This window comes from Streptomyces sp. NPDC001889, assembly GCF_053594535.1.
This window is the reverse complement of the sequence record NZ_JBSFER010000006.1, coordinates 143,440-161,111: the sequence shown is the minus strand read 5'-3', so window position 1 is coordinate 161,111 and position 17,672 is coordinate 143,440. Positions and strand designations below refer to the sequence as shown.

Annotated in this window: 5 protein-coding genes; 3 read left to right on the top strand and 2 right to left on the bottom strand. The window is 76.3% G+C overall.

Going from position 1 to position 17,672, the window contains the following annotated elements; all coding sequences use genetic code 11:
• Positions 1-160 precede the first annotated feature (160 nt).
• Positions 161-13,057, bottom strand: coding sequence for an amino acid adenylation domain-containing protein (locus ACWCRA_RS08500; protein ID WP_451067096.1), 12,897 nt, complete (start codon positions 13,055-13,057; stop codon positions 161-163).
• A gap of 392 nt (positions 13,058-13,449) precedes the next feature.
• On the opposite strand from ACWCRA_RS08500, the gene ACWCRA_RS08495 reads away from it, so the two are divergent.
• Positions 13,450-13,734, top strand: coding sequence for a putative quinol monooxygenase (locus ACWCRA_RS08495; RefSeq protein WP_351542747.1), 285 nt, complete (start codon positions 13,450-13,452; stop codon positions 13,732-13,734).
• Positions 13,735-13,789: 55 nt separating this feature from the next.
• On the opposite strand, the gene ACWCRA_RS08490 is transcribed toward ACWCRA_RS08495, so the two are convergent.
• Positions 13,790-14,338 carry a DUF1062 domain-containing protein gene (locus tag ACWCRA_RS08490; protein ID WP_351542744.1) on the bottom strand — a complete coding sequence of 183 codons (549 nt, stop codon included), beginning with the start codon at positions 14,336-14,338 and terminating at the stop codon, positions 13,790-13,792.
• Between the two features lie 339 nt (positions 14,339-14,677).
• On the opposite strand from ACWCRA_RS08490, the gene ACWCRA_RS08485 reads away from it, so the two are divergent.
• Both ACWCRA_RS08485 and ACWCRA_RS08480 read left to right on the top strand, forming a co-directional pair.
• Positions 14,678-15,727 (top strand): terpene synthase family protein, encoded by a 1,050-nt coding sequence (locus ACWCRA_RS08485; RefSeq protein ID WP_451067095.1) that lies wholly within the window; start codon positions 14,678-14,680, stop codon positions 15,725-15,727.
• A gap of 97 nt (positions 15,728-15,824) precedes the next feature.
• On the top strand, positions 15,825-17,456 hold the full coding sequence (locus ACWCRA_RS08480) for a prenyltransferase/squalene oxidase repeat-containing protein (protein WP_351558450.1): 1,632 nt from the start codon (positions 15,825-15,827) through the stop codon (positions 17,454-17,456).
• Positions 17,457-17,672 lie beyond the last annotated feature (216 nt).

Below are 17,672 nucleotides of genomic sequence, written 5' to 3'. Positions count from 1 at the left end.
GGCCGGGCCGTCACCGGGCAGGTGCGTGCGCATGCAATGCCCTTCTGGGTGGGATGCCTGGGGCGCCTCCCGGAAGGAGACGCCCACCGGGAAGTGCGTGAACTTAGGCTAGCCTGACCTAACTTCAATGTCATCCCCGTGTCCGGGCACCGGCGTGTCGTCAGACCCCCCGCCCGAACCCCGTGAGGGTGCCGGGGTCGACGGCGTGGCCCAGCAGATGCAGCGGCGCGGCACGCACACCGGCCGCATCCGCCGCCGCCCAGTGGGCCAGCCCTGTCGCTCCGTCGACCGGGCCGCGCACCAGGGGGACACCCGTGCCGGAGGCGTGCAGCAGCGACTCCAGCCGGCAGGAGGCGACCGTGCCCGGCAGCCACGGCTGGGCGAGATACCCGGCGGCCGCGGCCTCCGGCAGCCCTTCGGCCACCCGCCGTTCGACGGCGCCGACGGCCAGCAGCCCGCCGCCGACGACCAGGACGTCCGCCCGCTCCCGCATCCTGGCGAGCGCGCGGTCCGTGTCGAAGCAGTGCGGGAAGGAGTCATCGACCACCGTCGTGCCGGGCCTCAGCCGGCCGATGTCGAGCAGCGCCCCGCCGCCGCTGACCGCGGCCACGATCAGACCCGCCCCGTACACCGCCCCGGGAAGCCCGCCGCCGGACTCCAGCACCTCCACGGCATCCGCGAGCCCCCGCGCGCACAGGCTCTCCGCCATCTCCTTCAGCCGAGGCCCGCTCCCCGGCACATCGCACAGCAGCAGCCGGGCGGGCGGGCGCCGGCCCTCGGCCACGGCCCGGGTCAGCAGCAGCTCCAGCGACGAGGCACCGATCGAACCGAGCCCCACGAACGCGACGGTGAGCCCGCCCAGCTCCCGCCGGGTCGCGCCGAGCGCCGCGCGCACCGTCCTGACCACGGACACGACGGTCATCGCGTGCCCGGTGGTGACGGCGGCACCCGCGCCCTCGGCGCCACCGGCACGGAGCACATCGAATCCGTAACCGGTCAGCGAGGGGATCATCCCCGCGAGGGAGACGGTCCGCGCGCCGAGGGAGGAGGCGAGAGCCACTCCCCGGCCGGTATGGCGGAGCAACTCCGCACCGGGGGCCAGTTCGTCCGCGAAGACCGGCGCGCACACGAACCCCGACCGCCCGAGCGGGGTGCTCAGCGTTTCGAGGAGACGCGGCCCGCCGTCGGGGAAGAGCAGGCTCCGCAACTCCTCGCGCGGCAGCGCCGACTCCGGCAGCCGCGCCAGCCGCGCGAGATGGGCCGGGGACGGCAGATAGCCGATCAGCGCGGCGTCCATCCGCTCGCCCTCCGCTGCTGTCGTCCCCGGCCGCGCCCCGGCCGAAGGCGCCGGGCGGGCGGCGTCCGCGCGGGCCAGCCCGTCCCGTACCGCGTCCGCCAGACCCGCCAGTTCCCCGGCGGAGAACGCCGCCCCGGACCCGCGCACGGTGACCCGGAGACGCTCCCCGTCGAGACGCGCCGCCAGAAACACATCCGTACCGGCCGGCGGGGTGAACTCGCCGGCGCTGTCGTCCTGGGCGACGGTCAGCGTCTCTCCGCTCCGGGGCCCCAGGGCGGAGAAGTCCAGCAGGGTGAAGAAGAACTGCGAGGCCAGGGGCAGCCCGCTCGGAAGCGGCGGCACCGGGCCCTCGTGGGTCCGGGCCGCGACGGCCTCGGCGGCGATCCGCCGCAGATCGTCGCCGAACCCCGGATCGGCGGGCCGCCCGGAGCCCGGACCGCCCGGCCGCAGCGGCACGGCGTCCGCGAACGGGCCGAACACCCGGTTCACATCCGGCAGCGGATGGTCCCGGCCGGACACCGCCAGGCCGAGGACCAGATCCGCCCGGCCGGTCGCCGCCACCAGCGCCCGGTAGTAGGCGGTGAGCAGCGGTGCGTACAGCGTGGCACCGGCACGGGACGCCAGCGCGCGCAGCTCCCCGACCCGGTCGGCCTCGATCACGAACCCCTGGGTGTGGAACGGCGCCGGCTCCCGGCCGTCCGCGCCGTCCGGGCGCAGCACCGGCCTCCGGTACGGGGCGCCGAGCCGCGCCCACCGGCCGGCGCCGGGCTCTTCGCCGCCGGCCGCCTCCGCCGGGTGGTCCGTGCGCTGTTCCGCCCGGCGGGCGAGATGGGCGGCGCAGTCGCGGAAGGTGGTCCGCAGCGCGGGGAGTTCGGGCCGCTCCCCACGGGTCAGCGCGTCGTACCCGGCCATCAGCTCCCGTATCAGGAGGGCGGCGCTGTAGCCGTCGCCGATGATGTGGTGCGCGTGCACCACCAGGACGTGTTCGTCCGGCGCGACGGTGAGCACCCGCAGACGCAGCAGCGGCCACGCCCACGGTTCGAGGCGGCGCGCCCGCTCGGCGGCGACACGCTCGTCCAGCCGGTCCGGCCCGGTGAGGGTCTCGAACTCGACCGGCAGCCGCAGGGAGGGCGGAAGCTCCTGCTGGACGGCCGGGCGGGCCCCGGCGGGGAAGACGGTGCGCAGCATGGGATGGCGCGCGACGAGCAGATCCACCGCCGCCTGGAAGTGGTCGGTGCGCAGCGGCCCGTACAGGCGCAGCCGGGTGAGCCAGGACGATCCGGCGCCCGGCGCGATGGCCTCGGCCAGCAGAAAGCCCCGCTGGCCCGGAGTGAGCGGAAACGGCGCGGGCCCGGCCGAGTGCGGCTCGGCGCCGCCCACCGCCTCCCGGTCACCCACTGCCTCCCGGTCACCCACCGGAGCCTCGTCCGCCGTCCGTGCCGAGGCGTCGGCTGCCGCGCTGTCGATGGCCGCGGCGAGGGCCGCGAGGGTGCGGTGCCGGTAGACGACGGTCGGCCGGGGGAGCGCTCCGCCCTGCCGCTCCAGCCGGGCGAACACCTCCAGGACGAGCAGCGAGTCGCCGCCCAGCGCGAAGAAGTCGTCCTCACGGCAGACCTCGCCGGTCCGGAGCAGCGCGGACCAGATCCCGGCCAGCCGGACCTCGGTCGGGGTCGACGGAGGTGTGCGCCGGTCCGGGTCCGCCGGGCCGCCGGCCGCCGTGCCCGGTGCGCCGGAGGGCGCGCCGCCGGCGGCTTCGAGGGCCAGCAGCCGGCGGCGGTCGACCTTGCCCGTCCCCGTCAGCGGCAGCGCCTCCACCGGGGTGACGCGGGCCGGGACCATGTACGGCGGCAGGGTCGCGGCCAGATGGCGCCGGAGCGCGGCGGCGTCCGGCCGGGGCGCCCCGGGCCTGGCGGTGACGAAGGCGGCGAGGCGGCCGTCCCGGACCAGCACGACGGCGTGCGCGACGTGCGGATGCGTCTGAAGCACCGCCTCGGTCTCACCCGGCTCGATCCGGTGTCCACGGATCTTCACCTGGTCGTCCAGCCGTCCGAGGAACTCCAGGGTGCCGTCCGGGGAGCACCTGACCCGGTCGCCGCTGCGGTACCAGCGCCGCCCTCCGCGTACGGTGAACGCGGCCTCGGTCAGCTCCGGTTCGCCCAGATACCCCGGGGTCAGACCGGTTCCGGAGATGAGCAGCTCACCCGCCTCACCGGGCGGCAGGGTCTCGCCCCCGGGGCCGGCCACCCGCACCTCCGCACCGGTCACGGGGCGTCCGATCGGCAGCCGCCGCACATCGTCGCCGGGCCTCGCGGTGATCACATGGCAGGTGGTGTTGATGGTGGCCTCGGTCGGCCCGTACAGATTCGCGATGCGCGAGCCGGTCCCGAAGAGGTCGAACCAGCGGCGGACATGAGCGGGCGACAGCGCCTCGCCCCCGACGTGAATCCACCGCAGCGCCGACAGATCCGGCTGCGCGGACCCCCGCCGCACCCGGTCCTCGGCAGCGGTCAGCAACTGCTCCCACAGCGTGGGGACGGAGCTCCACACGGTGATCCGGGTGCGTTCGACATGGGTCAGCAAAAGGTCGGGATCGCGTACGAGACGCCAGTCCACCGCCACCACGGCGGCGCCGACGAGCAGTGGGGCGAGCAGCTGGCGGACCGAGGCGTCGAAGCAGATCGACGCGGTCTGGGCGAGGCGGTCGCTCGCGTCGTAGCCGAAGGCGCCGATCGCCCAGTCGAGATAGTTCTCCATCGACCGGTGGGTGATGGGCACGGCCTTGGGCCGGCCGGTGGAGCCGGAGGTGAAGATGACATAGGCGGTCGAGCCGGCGTCGACGGGGCCGTCGGGCGCGGGGGCCGCGCCGTTCCGCGCGGTGGGCGCGGGTCCGTCCACCGGCACCAGGGTGACGGCGTCGCCGAGCGCGTCGGCCGCCGCGCGGGTGGGCGCGTGACAGACCACCGTACGGGCACCGGAGCGGGCGAGCTGGTCCGTCAGACGCGCGGTCGGATGGCCCGCGTCCAGCGGTACCCAGCCCGCGCCCGCCCGCAGCACGGCGACGACCGAGACGACGGTGTCGGCGCCCGGCTCGGTGAGGAGCCCCACGAGGGAGCCGGGTGCCACCCCGCGCGCCAGGAGCCCGGCCGCGAGGGAGCGGGAGGCCCGGTCGAGTTCGCGGTACGTCAGGGTGGTGGCGCCGGTGTCGACGGCGAGGGCGTCCGGGGTGGAGCGGAACCGGGCCAGCAGCCGGGGGACCAGCGTGGCGAAGCCGGTCTCCGGCGCATCGGGCGCGGGTGGGGCGGGCTCCTCGGGGGAGGGCCTCCGCGTGGCGCCGAGCGCGGCCAGTCCGTCCTGGAAATCGTCCGCGAGACGGGCCACCGTCGCCGGCGCGAAGAGCCGGGCGGGGAAGTTCCACGAGAAGCGCAGCGCCGACGCGTCCTCCCAGCACAGCAGGCTCAGCCGGGTCGCCGGGGTCGCGGTCCCGGCGGCGGTCGGGCGCACCGACACCGGGCACGGCCCGTCCGGAGCGGACGGGAAGCGGGCGAGGCTGAAGCCGGCGGGGCTCACCGTCCGGGGGCCGTGGGCACTGCCGGGCAGCAGCCGGGCCAGGTCGAGACCGGTCGGCTCCGCGTGCCGCTCGCCCTCCAGCCAGATGTCCCGCAGCCGCTTCGCCAGCGCGGGCAGCGGCTCGTCCGGGTCGGTGTCGCAGAACAGCGGGAGGGTGTCGGCGAGCGGGCCCACGAGCCGGTCCAGACCGGCGAACCGGCCATCGCGCCGGGCCCGCGCGACATTGACGGCGATCCGGCGCTGCCCGGTCCACCGGGCCAGGGAGCGCACATGGGCGGCGAGCAGCAGATGGAACAGACTCACGCCGTGCGCGGCGGCCCGCTCCTCCAGCGCGGCGGTGAGCGCCGGGTCCAGGGCGCGCCCATGGGTGGCGACCGGACCGCCGGGAGGGGCGGTGGGATCGCCGTCGTACGGCAGCCGCAGCTCCTCGCGCCGGGTGGCGATCCGCTCCGACCAGTAGCGCAGATCCCCGTCGAGGGCGGTGCCGGAACGCTCGGCGGCGGCAGCGGCGGCGTACCGCCCGAAGTCCGTCTCCAGGGCCGGCAGCGCCGGTTCGCGCCCCTGGGAGAGCGCGGTGTAGAGCGACCACAGCTCCTCGCCGAGGACGCTCAGACTGTATCCGTCGCCCGCCGCATGGTGGATCACCAGCACCAGATGGGCGACCTCAGCGCTCTCCCGGGCGAGCACCGCGCGCAGGGGAGGCTCGGCGGAGAGGTCGAACGGCCGGTTGCAGAGCGCGGCTTCGGCCTCCTCGGGGCCGGAGGGGCACTCGCGCACCTCGTACCAGGCGGAGAGGGGGGCGGGGGGCGCGATGTACTGCCTCGGCAGGGTCGTGCCGCCCCGGCCGTCCGGGGTGTTCCCGGCGGTCTCGATGCGCATCCGCAGCATGGAGTGCCGTGCGGCGAGCGCGGCGAGGGCCCGGCCGAGCAGACCGGTGTCCAGCGGGCCCCGGATGGTCTGGCGCACATGGCCGCGGGGCGGTACGTCCGGATGGAGCCGGCCGCCGGTGTGCAGGGCCAGTTGCACGGGGGTGAGCGGGAACGGGGTGCCGTCCGGGACGGGAACGGGGGAGAGGGGGCGGAGGCCGCGCTGTGCGGTGCCCCCGGCGGTCCCCGGCGGGGGAGAGGTGTCGAGGTGGGCGGCGAGTTCGCGGACGGTCCGGTACTCGAAGAAGAGCGTGGCGGGCAGCGGGATGCCCAGCTCGCGTTCGAGCCGCCGGGCGAGATCGACGGCGGCGAGCGAGTCGAGGCCGAGGGAGAAGAAGGGCTCGTCGTCGAAGTCGGCGGTCGCCGGCAGCCGCAGCGCCGCGGCCAGCAGACGGCGCAGCAGCGCGGTGGTGGTGTCCCTGTCGGTGTCGGTGTCGGTGTCGGTGTCGGTGTTGGTGCCGGTGGTCCGGGCGGCCGGGGCCGGGGGGAGCGGGGGTGCCGGGTCGTGTCCGGCCGGTGTCCCGGGCGCCGCGCGCACGGGTCCGGTGGCCGGGGGCGCCGCGGGGGCCGCGCCGGGCAGGGGGAGGGGCGCCGCCGCGTCCGTCGGGCGCGGGGCGGACAGTTCGCGCGGGGTCTGTGGGGTCTGTGGGGTGTGCGGGGTCGGATCGGCGATCAGGAGCTGTGCCGCGTCGACCCCGCACCCCGCCCGGAGCGCGGCCAGCGCGGGGGCGGTGGCCAGAGGCCGCCCGACGGCCGGTCCGGGGACCCCGCCCAGGGCGGCGGCCAGCCCGATCCCGGCGAACGCGCCGAGGTTCACCGACTGCCACGGCCGGCCGGCCCGGCGCTCCGAAGCGGCGAACGCGTCCAGGAAGGCGTTGGCGGCGGCGTAGTCGCCGAGCCCGCCCGCCAGCCCCGGCAGCACGGCCGAGACCGAGGAGAACGCGACACAGACCGAGGGGCTCAGCCCGTGCCGCCGCAGCCCCAGTGAGAGCAGCAGACTGCCGCGCGTCTTGGCGGCCAGGACCTCGGCCATCTCCTCGGGGGACGTGTTCCGCAGCGTCCCCGGCCGCACCACCCCGGCGGCGTGGAAGACGGCGTCCAGACGGGGGAGTCCGGCGACGAGGGCGAGGAGGGCGTCGACATCCCGCTCCACCGACACATCGGCGACCCGGTGGTGGACGGTGGCGCCGAGCGCGGTGAGTTCCCCGGCCAGCCCCGGGGGGAGGTGGGGGGAGCGGCCCGCGAGGACCAGAGTCGGGCGGCCGAGCCCGGCGAGTTCCCGGGCCAGCGCGGCACCGATCCCCCCGCCGCCGCCGGTGATCAGGAAGGTGCCGTGCGGCGGCAGCGGGGACGCCGCCGCGCCGGGCGCACCGGTCAGAGGGCTGACCGCACGGGTCAGCCTGCGCCCCGCGCGCCAGGCGACCACGGCGGCGGAGCCACCCGCCGTTCCGGTCGCCGGACCGTCCGTCGCTCCGGTCGCCGTGGCGCCCGCCCGCAGTTCGGCCAGCACGGCCGCCCACCGCTGCGACGGGGTGTCGAGCGAGCAGAGGTCCACCGCGGTGGCGGCGACTCCCGGTGTCTCCCGGGGGAGAGCCAGGAGCAGCCCGCCGAGGACGGCGTGGGCCGGGCGCGGCCGTTCGGGCGCCGTCCCCGTGGTGTGGACGTCCTCGGTCAGCACCAGCAGCCGGCCCGCCCGGGTCCGGTCGAGCAGCGCGAGCGCCGTGTGGAAGGCGTTCAGCGCGGTGTCCTGCGCCCGGTCGAGCGCTGCGGGGCCGGTGAGGTCGGGAGCCGGGCCCGCCACCAGGACAACGGCGTCGGGCGGACCGTCACCCGCGCCGTGCGGACGGATGCCCTCGGCGGCGAGCCGCTCCGCGAGCGCGCTCACGGAAGCGGCGTCGGGACCGGTCAGCGCGACCGTGCGCACCTCGCGGCGGTCACCGGACGGAGCGGACTCCGTCCACGCGACCCGGTGCAGCAGGGCGTTCGCGGGAGGGCCGGGCCAGTGCCGGGCGCGCTGGAAGGGGTAGGGAGGCAGCGCGACACGGCGGTGACCGGCGTCGAGCGCCGTCCGGTCCAGCGGTACGCCGTGCGACCACAGCCGTCCGACGGTCTCCAGGAGCCGCCGGGGCGCGTCGTCCTCGGAGCCCCCGCCACCGGGGCCCGGCAGCGCGGGCAGCACCAGCACCCGGTCACCGGAGCGATCACGGCCACCGGCGGGCCCGTCGGCGGGGGCGCCGGACCCGGTGGAGCCCGCCCCCTCGGCCGCCGCGCGTACCGCCCCCGTCAGCGACGCTCCCGGTCCCACCTCGACGAAGGTGTCGTAGCCCTCGTCCGCCAGCCGCTCCACCGCCCGGCCGAAGAGCACCGGCCGCAGGGCGTGGGCGCGCAGATACGCCGGGTCCAGCGCCGGCCCCCACTCGCCGGTGACCGTGCTCAGCAGCGGCAGGGACGGGGCGTGGAGGGTGAGCGCCCGTGCCGCGTCGGCGAGCCCCTCGGCGATGGGCCGCATCAGCGGTGAGTGGAAGGCCCGGGACACCGGCAGCCGCTGTACGGCGAGTTCCCGCGCGGCCAGGGCGCGGGCCGCACGGTCCACGGCGGGCACGGTGCCGGAGAGGACCAGCAGTCCGGGTCCGTTCCGCGCGGCGACGGCGAGTGTCCCCTCGGCGCGGGCGGCCTCCCCGGCGAGCGCCCCCGCGACCGCGTCGGCCACCGCGTCGGCACCGCCGCGTACGGCGATCATGGCGCCGGGCTCGGTGAACGCGCCCATGAGACGGCCGCGTTCGGCCGCGAAACGTACCGCGTCCTCCAGGGTCAGCATCCCGCTGACGCAGGCGGCGGCGACCTCCCCGACGCTGTGCCCGGCGACCGCGTCGGGCTCCACGCCCCAGCTCCGCAACTGCCGGGCGAGTGCCACCCCGGAGGCGACCAGCAGGGGTTGGGCCACGTCCGTGGGGGGCGGCGCGGCGTCCAGGTCCGCGACCGGGTCGAGACACCACTCCAGGAGGGTCCGGCCGCGCAGCGGGCCGAGGAGGGCGGACGCCTCGTCCAGGGTGTCCCGGAACACCGGGGCGGCACCGTGGAGGGCGCGGCTCCGGAGGGGGTGCCGCCCGCCCTGCCCGGGCAGCAGGAAGACGACGCGCGGACGCCGGGAACGGATGGTGCGCCCGACGGTCCTGGTGTTTCCGGTGTTTCCGGTGTTTCCGGTCGTTCCGGCAGCTCCGGTGCCCCCGGTGGTCTCGGTGGTCCTGGTCGTTCCGACGGCCCCGGCGCCCTCGGCTGTTCCGGCTGCCCCAGCGTCCTCGGCACCCTCGGTCGCTCCGGCAGCCCCGGGGGCCCCGGCGCCCTCGGTCGTTCCGACGGCCCCGGTCATCGCGGCGGTCCCGGTGGTTCCGGCGGTCCCGGTCGTTCCGACGGCCCCGGCGCCCTCGGCTGTTCCGGCTGCCCCAGCGTCCTCGGCACCCTCGGTCGCTCCGGCAGCCCCGGGGGCCCCGGCGCCCTCGGTCGTTCCGACGGCCCCGGTCATCGCGGCGGTCCCGGTGGTTCCAGCGGTCCCGGTCGTCCCGGCAGCCCCGGCGCCCTCGGTCGTTCCGACGGCCCCGGTCATCGCGGCGGTCCCGGTGGTCCTGGCGGTCCCGGTCGTCCCGGCAGCCCCGGCGCCCTCGGTGGGCCCGGTCGTCCTGGCACTCCCGGCAGCCCCCTTCGTCCCCTCGCCCCCGGCAGCTGTCCCGGCCGTGACGATCGCGCGGAGTCGGCCCCGCAGATCGCCGCCGCTGTCGGCGACCACGGCGAGCCGGTGCGGACCGTCGTCCCGGGAGGTGCTCGCGCTCAGACAGACATCGCCCGCGCTCACCTCCGGGTGACGGTCCAGATGGTCGGCCAGATCCGCCGCCGCCTCCGTCAGCGCCGCCGCGCCACGGGCCGAGAGGGTGAGCAGATGAGGCCCCCGGCCGCGCTCGTGCCCGGCGCGGGGGAGCGGGGGCGGCGGGGCCTGTTCGAGGATGGCGTGGGCGTTGGTGCCACCGAATCCGAAGGCGTTGATCCCCGCCACCAGCGGCCCGGGCGCGTCCCACTCCCTGGCCTCGGTCACCACGGCGAAGCCGGCCCGCCCGGGTGCCGGGGAGTGCGGTGTGTGGTGCAGCGAGGCGGGAAGCGCGCGCCGGCCCAGGGCCAGGACCACCTTCACCAGGGCGGGCAGGGCCGCCGCGTTCAGCAGATGGCCGATGTTGGTCTTCACCGAGCCGAGCAGCCGGGGCTCCCCGTCGGAGCGCACGGGAAACGCGTGGGCGAGCGACTGGAGTTCGATCGGATCACCCACGGCCGTACCGGTGCCGTGCGCCTCCACATAGCTCACCGACGCGGGGTCGACACCGGCCTCCTCGTACGCCCGGGAGATGACCTCGCGCTGCCGCAGCGGATTGGGCGCCAGCAGGCTCAGCGACCGGCCGTCGTTGTTGACGGCCGTCCCGCGCACCACCGCGAGTACCGGATCGTCGGCGAGGCGGGCCGCGTCCAGACGCCTCAGAACGAGGGCCGCGCCGCCCTCGCCGGGTACGAAGCCGTCGGCGGCGGCGCTGAAGGCGCGGCCCCGCCCGGTGGGGGAGAGGGCCTGGGCCGCCTCCAGCAGCCGGTGGCCGGTGGGCGTGAGATGGAGGTTCACCCCGCCGACGACCGCGAGGTCGCACTCCCCGTCGAGCAGGCTGCGCCGGGCCAGGTGGAGGGCGACCAGACCCGAGGAGCAGGCCGTGTCGACAGCGAGCGCGGGCCCGTCGAGATCGAGGCTCTGGGAGACCCGGGCGGCGAGGAGGCCCGGCAGGTTCCCGGTGAGCACTCCGGGCAGCGGGGAGCCGTCCCCCGCCGCCCGGTCCAGGATCTCGCGGTAGCCGCTCTCCCCGACGGCGGCGAAGACGCCGATCCGCCGGCCACGCCTGCGCGGCCCCGCGTGACCGGCCCGTTCCAGGGCCTCATGGGCGAGTTCGAGGAAGAGCCGCGCCTGGGGGTCGAGGGCGCGGGCCTCCTCGTCGCCGATGCCGAAGTACCCGGCGTCGAAGCCGGCCGGATCGTCGAGGAACGCGCCCCAGCGCGCGGGGGCGGGCCGCTGTCCCGGGCCTGCCGGTGTGTCCCATCGCCCGTGCGGTACGGGGGTGACGGCGTCGCGCCCGTCGGCGAGCAGCTCCCAGAAGGCGTCGGGAGTGGCGGCTCCGGGGAAGCGGCAGGCCATGCCGGTGATCGCGATCGGGGCGGGGGCGGTCCGCGCCGCCGGGGTGCCGGCGGGGGCGGGCGCGGGAGCGGGCCGGCGCGCCGCCGTGACCTCGGAGGGGCCGGCCGCGGTGGCGGACAGCAGATGGTCGGTGAGCGCCGCGACCGTGCCGTGGTCGCGCATCACCGCCGGCGGGAGCGTGACGGCGAAGGCGTCCTCCAGCGCCACCAGGGCCTCCATCGCCTTGAGCGAGGTCCCGCCGAGGGCGGCGAACCGCTCGTCCCGGCCGATGGCCCGGCCGTCGGCCACCCCCAGCACCCGTGCCCACACCTCCCGTACGACCCGCTCGGTCTCCGCCCGCGAGCGGGGAGCCGCCACCGGCGGGGGCTCCGGGTGCGCCGTGCCGGTCCCCGGCGGCGGACCGTCGGCGACGGCGACGGGGCCCGGGTGCGCCCCCGCCCCCGCCTCGTAGCGCTCCCGCAGCCGCTGCCGCCGCAGCTTTCCGCTCGTCGTCCGGGGGAACGCGCCCGGCGGCAGCGTCAGCACCCGTACGTCGTCGTGGCCCAGGGCCTCCCGCACCCGGGCCGCGACCCGTTCGAGGACCTCGGCCGCGCCGCCCGGGGGCCGGGCCCAGGGGATGTGGACGACCACGCGCTCCCCGCCGGTGACCGGGTCGGTCGAGCCGATCACCGCCGGTGCCCCGGGCGGCAGTCCGGGTGTGGCCGCCGCCACCTCCTCCATGTCCGGGGCGTGGAAGGTGCGGCCGTTGAGGAACAGCACATCCTTGTGCCGTCCGGTCACACAGAGCCGCCCGTCCCGGAGGAACCCGAGGTCGCCGGTGCGCAGCCAGCCATCGGTGAACGCGGCCGCGCTCGCGCCGGGGAGGCCGTGGTAGCCGCGGGCGAGCTGGGGGCCGCGGACCATGATGTGCCCGACGCGCCGGTCGCCGAGCGGGCCGCCGTCCTCGTCGGCCACGCGCAGCTCGCACCCCGCCACCGGGAGCCCCACGTCCATCAGCTCCACGGCGCCGTCGCCCGGTTCGGTGTCCACCGCGAGACCGCGGCTCAGCGCGGCGCGGTCCAGGACCAGGGGGACGGCCACCTCCCCCGGCGGCGGAAAGGTCACCGCGAGGGTCGCCTCGGCCAGCCCGTACACGGGCTGGGCGGCGGCCGGGTCCAGCCCCGCCGGGGACAGCTTGCGGGCGAAGGCACGCCACACCGCGGGGGCGATCGGCTCGGCCCCGACCAGCATCAGCCGTACACGGGAGAGGTCCAGCCGCGCGATGTCCTCGTCGGGCACCCGCCGCACCGCCAGCGCGAGGGCGAAGTTGGCGGCGGACAGCACGGTGGCCCGGTGCCGGGCCGCCACGTCGAACCACACACCGGGCCGCTTGGCGAACGACAGCGGTCCTATCTTCACCTGCTTGGCCCGGGCGGCGAGGGGAGCGAGATGGGTGCCGATGAGGCCCATGTCGTGGAAGTACGGCATCCAGCTGACCACCACGTCATCGGCGCCGAGCGCGGCGGCGGCCCGTATCTGCGCCAGATTGGCCAGAACCCCCGCATGGGTCACCTCGACGCCCTTCGGACTTCCGGTGCTGCCCGAGGAGAACTGCAGAAACGCCACGTCCCCGGGGTCGGCGGAGAACGGCTCCCGGAGCGCGGGGCCCTTCCGCAGTGTCTCCAGCCGGAGGGCGTCCACGGCGTCGGGGAGTCCGGACAGCAGCGGCTCGGCCGCCGCGTCCACCACCACGGGCGGCCGGCCGAGATGCTCCCAGACCGGCAGCACCCGCCGGGCGTCCGGGGCCAGCGGAACGGGCACGAGACCGGCGGCGAGCGCGCCCCAGAACATCGGCTGGAAGTCCTCACTGCGGTCCGCCAGCAGCGGCACACAGGTCCCCGGCGAGGCCCCCGCCGCCCGGAAGCCGCCCGCCACGAGGAGCGAATCGTCGAGAAGCTCGCGCAGGGTGACGGTCAACTCCCCTCCGTCGCCCCGGACATGGACGACAACCTGCTCCGGGGCCTCGTGGGCCGCGTCCAGCAGTACGCGCGGCAGAGTCATGTCGTCCATCGGTCCGTTCCTCGGCGGTGTGGCTGTGTGCACTGATCATCTTCCTATGCCTGCGCCCGGCCCCGGCGGACGCCCGGACGGGCCGGCCGGCACCCAGCGGTCCGGATGGTGCCGCGATCGCCGCACGGAGCACGGTCACCGCGCCCCTTTGCCCACCCCCGCTCCACGGCAGCGGACGGCGCCCGGCTCCCGCGCGGCCCGTGGCGTGGCCGGCCGGATACGCGCGAGGGCCCGTGATCATCCCACGGGAGCGGGAGCCGAAGGACGCGTGGAAGGGTGAGCCGCGTGGGACCGATGAGTTCCCGGGGCCGCCGGGGTCAACCCGCTGATGGCCGCTGATGGCCGCCGCCGACCCCCACCGGGGCCGGCAGCCGAGAGCACCGAGGAGCGCTGTGATCATTATCGCCGGGACGCTGTCCGTGGACCCCGCCACCCGTGACGCCTGTCTGGCCGGGTGCGCGAACGTCGTCGAGCAGGCCCGGGCCGCCCCCGGCTGTCTGGACTTCGCGCTCTCCGCCGACCTGGTGCGGCCGGACCGGATCAATGTCCACGAACGGTGGGAGTCGGACGCGGATCTCGAACGCTTCCGCGGCGCGGGCCCGGAGCCCGAGTGGACGGCGCAGATCCTGGGCGCCGAGGTGAGCAGATACCGGGTCGCCGGTGTCGAGGCCCCTTAGGGTCTGTCCGGCGGACACCGCCGGACAGACCCCCCGAGATCGCCCCGGGGAGGGCTCAGCGCTTGAGCGAGAAGGTGAAGTCGCCGGAGAGCCTGCCGCTCAGCCGGACCGCCGATACGGCCTTCCCCTCCGTGATCAGCCGCTCGACCCCGGCTCGCGGAAGGCCGCAGCCCTCAGCGATCAGCCCCACCGGCCGGACGGGTATCCGTGCCGTGAAGCGGACCGAGACGTCGATCGCCTCGCGGTCCAGATGATCCGATCCGCCGGTGTCGAGACGCCAGGCGCCGGCCCAGTCGAGGGAGACGCGATTGCGCCGCCGCACGGCCGGATCGTGGAGCAGCTCCGCTGCCAGAGCGGGGTCGTTGCCGTGCAGCCGGTCCAGCAGCCCGGGCCGCAGGGAGCGCACCCTCGCGCGCTCCAGGACCGTGAGCTTCGTGGTGTCCCCGCAGTTGGCGCAGAGCGCGAGGAGCCAGGCGTCGAGGAGCTTGTGGTGTGCGTTGACGCGGAATTTTCCGCTCGTCCGGAAGCGCTCGGACGCGCACCCGTGGCAGCGGCGGCGGACGAGTGGCAGACGGGTGGGCACGACGGCCCAGGTGAAGAGCACAGAAGTACACCGATTCCAGTGAGAAGTCCGCAGCAGGAAGGAGCGCGGCGCACAGGCGCGACGCGCGACGATTCAGCGCTCGGGAGGTCTCACAGGGTGTACAACGGTGTGTCCTTGCCTGGACGACTGGGTGCGGCAGCACGGTAGTGGCCTCCGGCGCCACCGCTCCACCGGTTTTCCGGCGCCTCACCGGCGCCTCACCGGCGGCCACCCGGTGGAGGGGATTCCGCCGAAGTGGCCCGGCGCGCGGGGGCGCGGGAGGCGCTGGCTCAGGGGCGACCTCCGGATCTGACGCTGAAACCACTCTTCTGTTCGATTGCGCTCTGCCAGGCTCGGCCCATGGACGCATCTCCCGTGTCACGAGGGGATCTCGCCTCCGCCCTTCCGGCCTGGGCGCGGAAAGCCGGTCTGGTGACGGACGGAGCACAGGAGCGGAGACTCGCCTCGATGCGGCTGGACGTGCTCGCCGCCGGTGCCCTGCCGGCCGGAGCCCCGGCGGATGTGGTGCTGACCGCGCGGTGGGCGGCGTTCATCTGCTGGGTCGACGACCACATCGACCGGGAGGGGCTGGGCTCGGCCCCCGGTGAGCTGGAACGTTTCACCGCACCACTGGCCCACGTCCTCGCACCGGCCGCCCGGCGGGCCGAGGCGCCGCACGCCGCGGTCCTGGAGGCCCTGTGGGAACACACCCGCGTGGGCATGCCGCCCCGGTGGCGGCGGCGCTTCGCCGCCGACTACGGCGACTTCCTGAGTGCCTCGCACGAGGAGGCCGCCGTACGGCGGGCCGGGGTCCGGCTGTCGCCGGCGGAGTATGTGCGGCTGCGCCGCCGCACGATCACCCTGCTGCCGATGCTCGACGTGCTGGAGGCCACCGGCCACACCCCTCTGGTGGAACACCCGCGGATCGACGCCGGGGTGGAGACGCTGCGGCGGTCGGTCGCGGACATCGCGGGCTGGTCGAACGACCTGGCCTCGCAGGCGGACGACACGGCGGCCGGACAGGACAACCTGGTGACGGTCCTGATGAGGGAGTCACGCTGTACGAGGGCGGTGGCCCGGGCCCGGGCCACCGCGATGATCGGCGAACGCCGCGCCCTGTTCGCCTCGACCGCGTCCGCGCTGCGGGACGCGGTGCCGGGTCTGCCGGCGGACACCGCCCGCGGGCTGGGCCGCTATGTGGACCTGGTGGAGAGGTTCCAGAGCGCCACCCTCCACTGGCTGGCGATCACCGGCCGGTTCACCCCGGACGCGATGCCTGCACCGGGTTCCGCTCCGGGCCGGGCGCCTGCACCGGGTTCCGCTCCGGGCCGGGCGCCTGCACCGGAGCGCGCCCCGGACCCGGTGACAGCACCGGGCCCCGCCGCCGACCGGGCCAGAACATCCGGATGAGCGCCGCGGCACCGGGTGCCGTCCCCCCGTTCCCGGGTCCGGCACCGCCGGGCCCCACCCTGCGAGGGCGTCCCCGGGGCGCCCGGATCGGACCGTGATGAGACCTGCTCACTCCGGAGGACTGCCCCAGTGGCCCCGCACGGCGTTACCGGAGGGCCTGACGGAGGCCACCCACCGGCTCCGGGACCGCATCCGGGAACGGACGGACCCCGACGGCCGGGTCCACGACCCCTGCCACAGCCGGGTGCTGGAATCCGCGCTGCTGCTCTCCCTGCTGGACCGCACCCGCGCGGAGCCCGCGGCCCGCGCACGGGTCGCGGGCTACCTCACCGCGCACCGCGCCTCCCCCGTACCACTGGACCGGTTCCTGGCCGATGCCGCGCTCGGCGGGCGCCCCGGCGCGGACCGGGCGTTCGACATGGACGGGTTCCTGGCCCGGGTGCCGGACTTCACCGGAGCCCGCAAACAGGCCCTGCTGCACACCATCCTCCTGCTGCTGGGCGCCGGCTCCGCCACGGCGGAACCCCCGCCCCCGGCCGCGTACCGCCTCGACGGTCTGCAGAGCTGGGCGCGCGTCCAGGTCACGGCGGTCAAGGTGATCCAGGCGGGGGCCCGGGGCCGCTCCGTACCGATCGGTCCCCGGGACGTGGAGCTGCTGCGCTCCACCCAGCGCCCCGGCCGGGTGTGGCAGGGCAACCTCCTCGTCCACCTCTGCGTGCTGCACGCCCTGGACCGGCTGCCCGGCCACCGGGAGACGGTGGCCGAGGGGATACGCGGCGCGCTGGAACACCAGCGCCCCGACGGCGGGCTGCCGTTCATCCGCGACGAGGACACCTGGCTCACCGCCGTCACCGGAGTCGCCCTGCACACCGCCGGCGCCGACCGGCCGCTCCTGGACGCCGTCACCCGCCGTCTCCTGCGCCTCCAGCGGAGCGACGGCGGCTGGTCCTACTCCGAGGACGCCCATCTCTCCGACGTGGACTGCACCTCGGCGGCGACCGAGGCCCTCCATCTCGCCGATCCCGTCGCCCACCGGGCGCCGATCGGCCGTGCCATCGACTTCCTCCTCCCCCTGCGGGGCGCCGACGGCGGCTTCCCCACCTACGGTTCGGGCGCGCCGTCGGAGGCCTGTATGACCGCGGCGGCCGTCAACGCCCTCAGCACCCAGGACCACCGGCAGCCCACCGAGGTGGAGGCGGCGCTCGCCTTCCTCGCCTCCCAGCAGCACCGGGACGGCTCCTTCCCGCCCGACTGGAGCACCAGCCGTCACCACACCGTCTTCCGCGCCGTTCTCGCCGCGGGCCGCCACCCGGACCACACCTCACCCGGCAGCCCGGCCCACCGTGTGATCTCGCGCGCGGTGCGCCTGGTGGCGGGCTCCCAGAACACCGACGGCGGCTGGGGCGGCACGTCCGGCGCGGCGAGCGACGCGCTCAGCACCGCCTACGCCCTGGTGGTGCTCGGCTCGCACGGCGGCACACCCGGCGCGGCCGGGCGCGGCGCCGCGTATCTGCTGGCCCGGCAGCGGTCCGACGGTTCCATCGACGGGGTTCCGGACTCCATCGGCCCGCGCCCCTTCCTCTTCCGTGTCCCCGCTCTCGCCGACGCCTTCGCCCTTCTCGCCCTCGGACATCTCGCCGGCCGGCTGGCCCCCGCGCCCCCGCCGCCACCGGCCCGGCACCCCGACGGGTCCGGCCGGCGGGAGCGGAACCTCACCGTCCACGGGTGAGATCCCCTACGACGGGGTGGCGGGCCGGCTTCCCCGCCCGCCCGGCACTCCGGGGGACGCGGTCGGAGCGGCTCGTTGGAGCGCGGTGGTGCGCTCGTGGATCACGCGCCCTGTCCGGCACTTCCGCACGCCTGGGCTCACGCCTTCTCACCCCTTCCGGCCTCCCGGGATGCTGATCGTGTTGTACGGAGATCCCACCCTCTTCGGGAGGCAGTC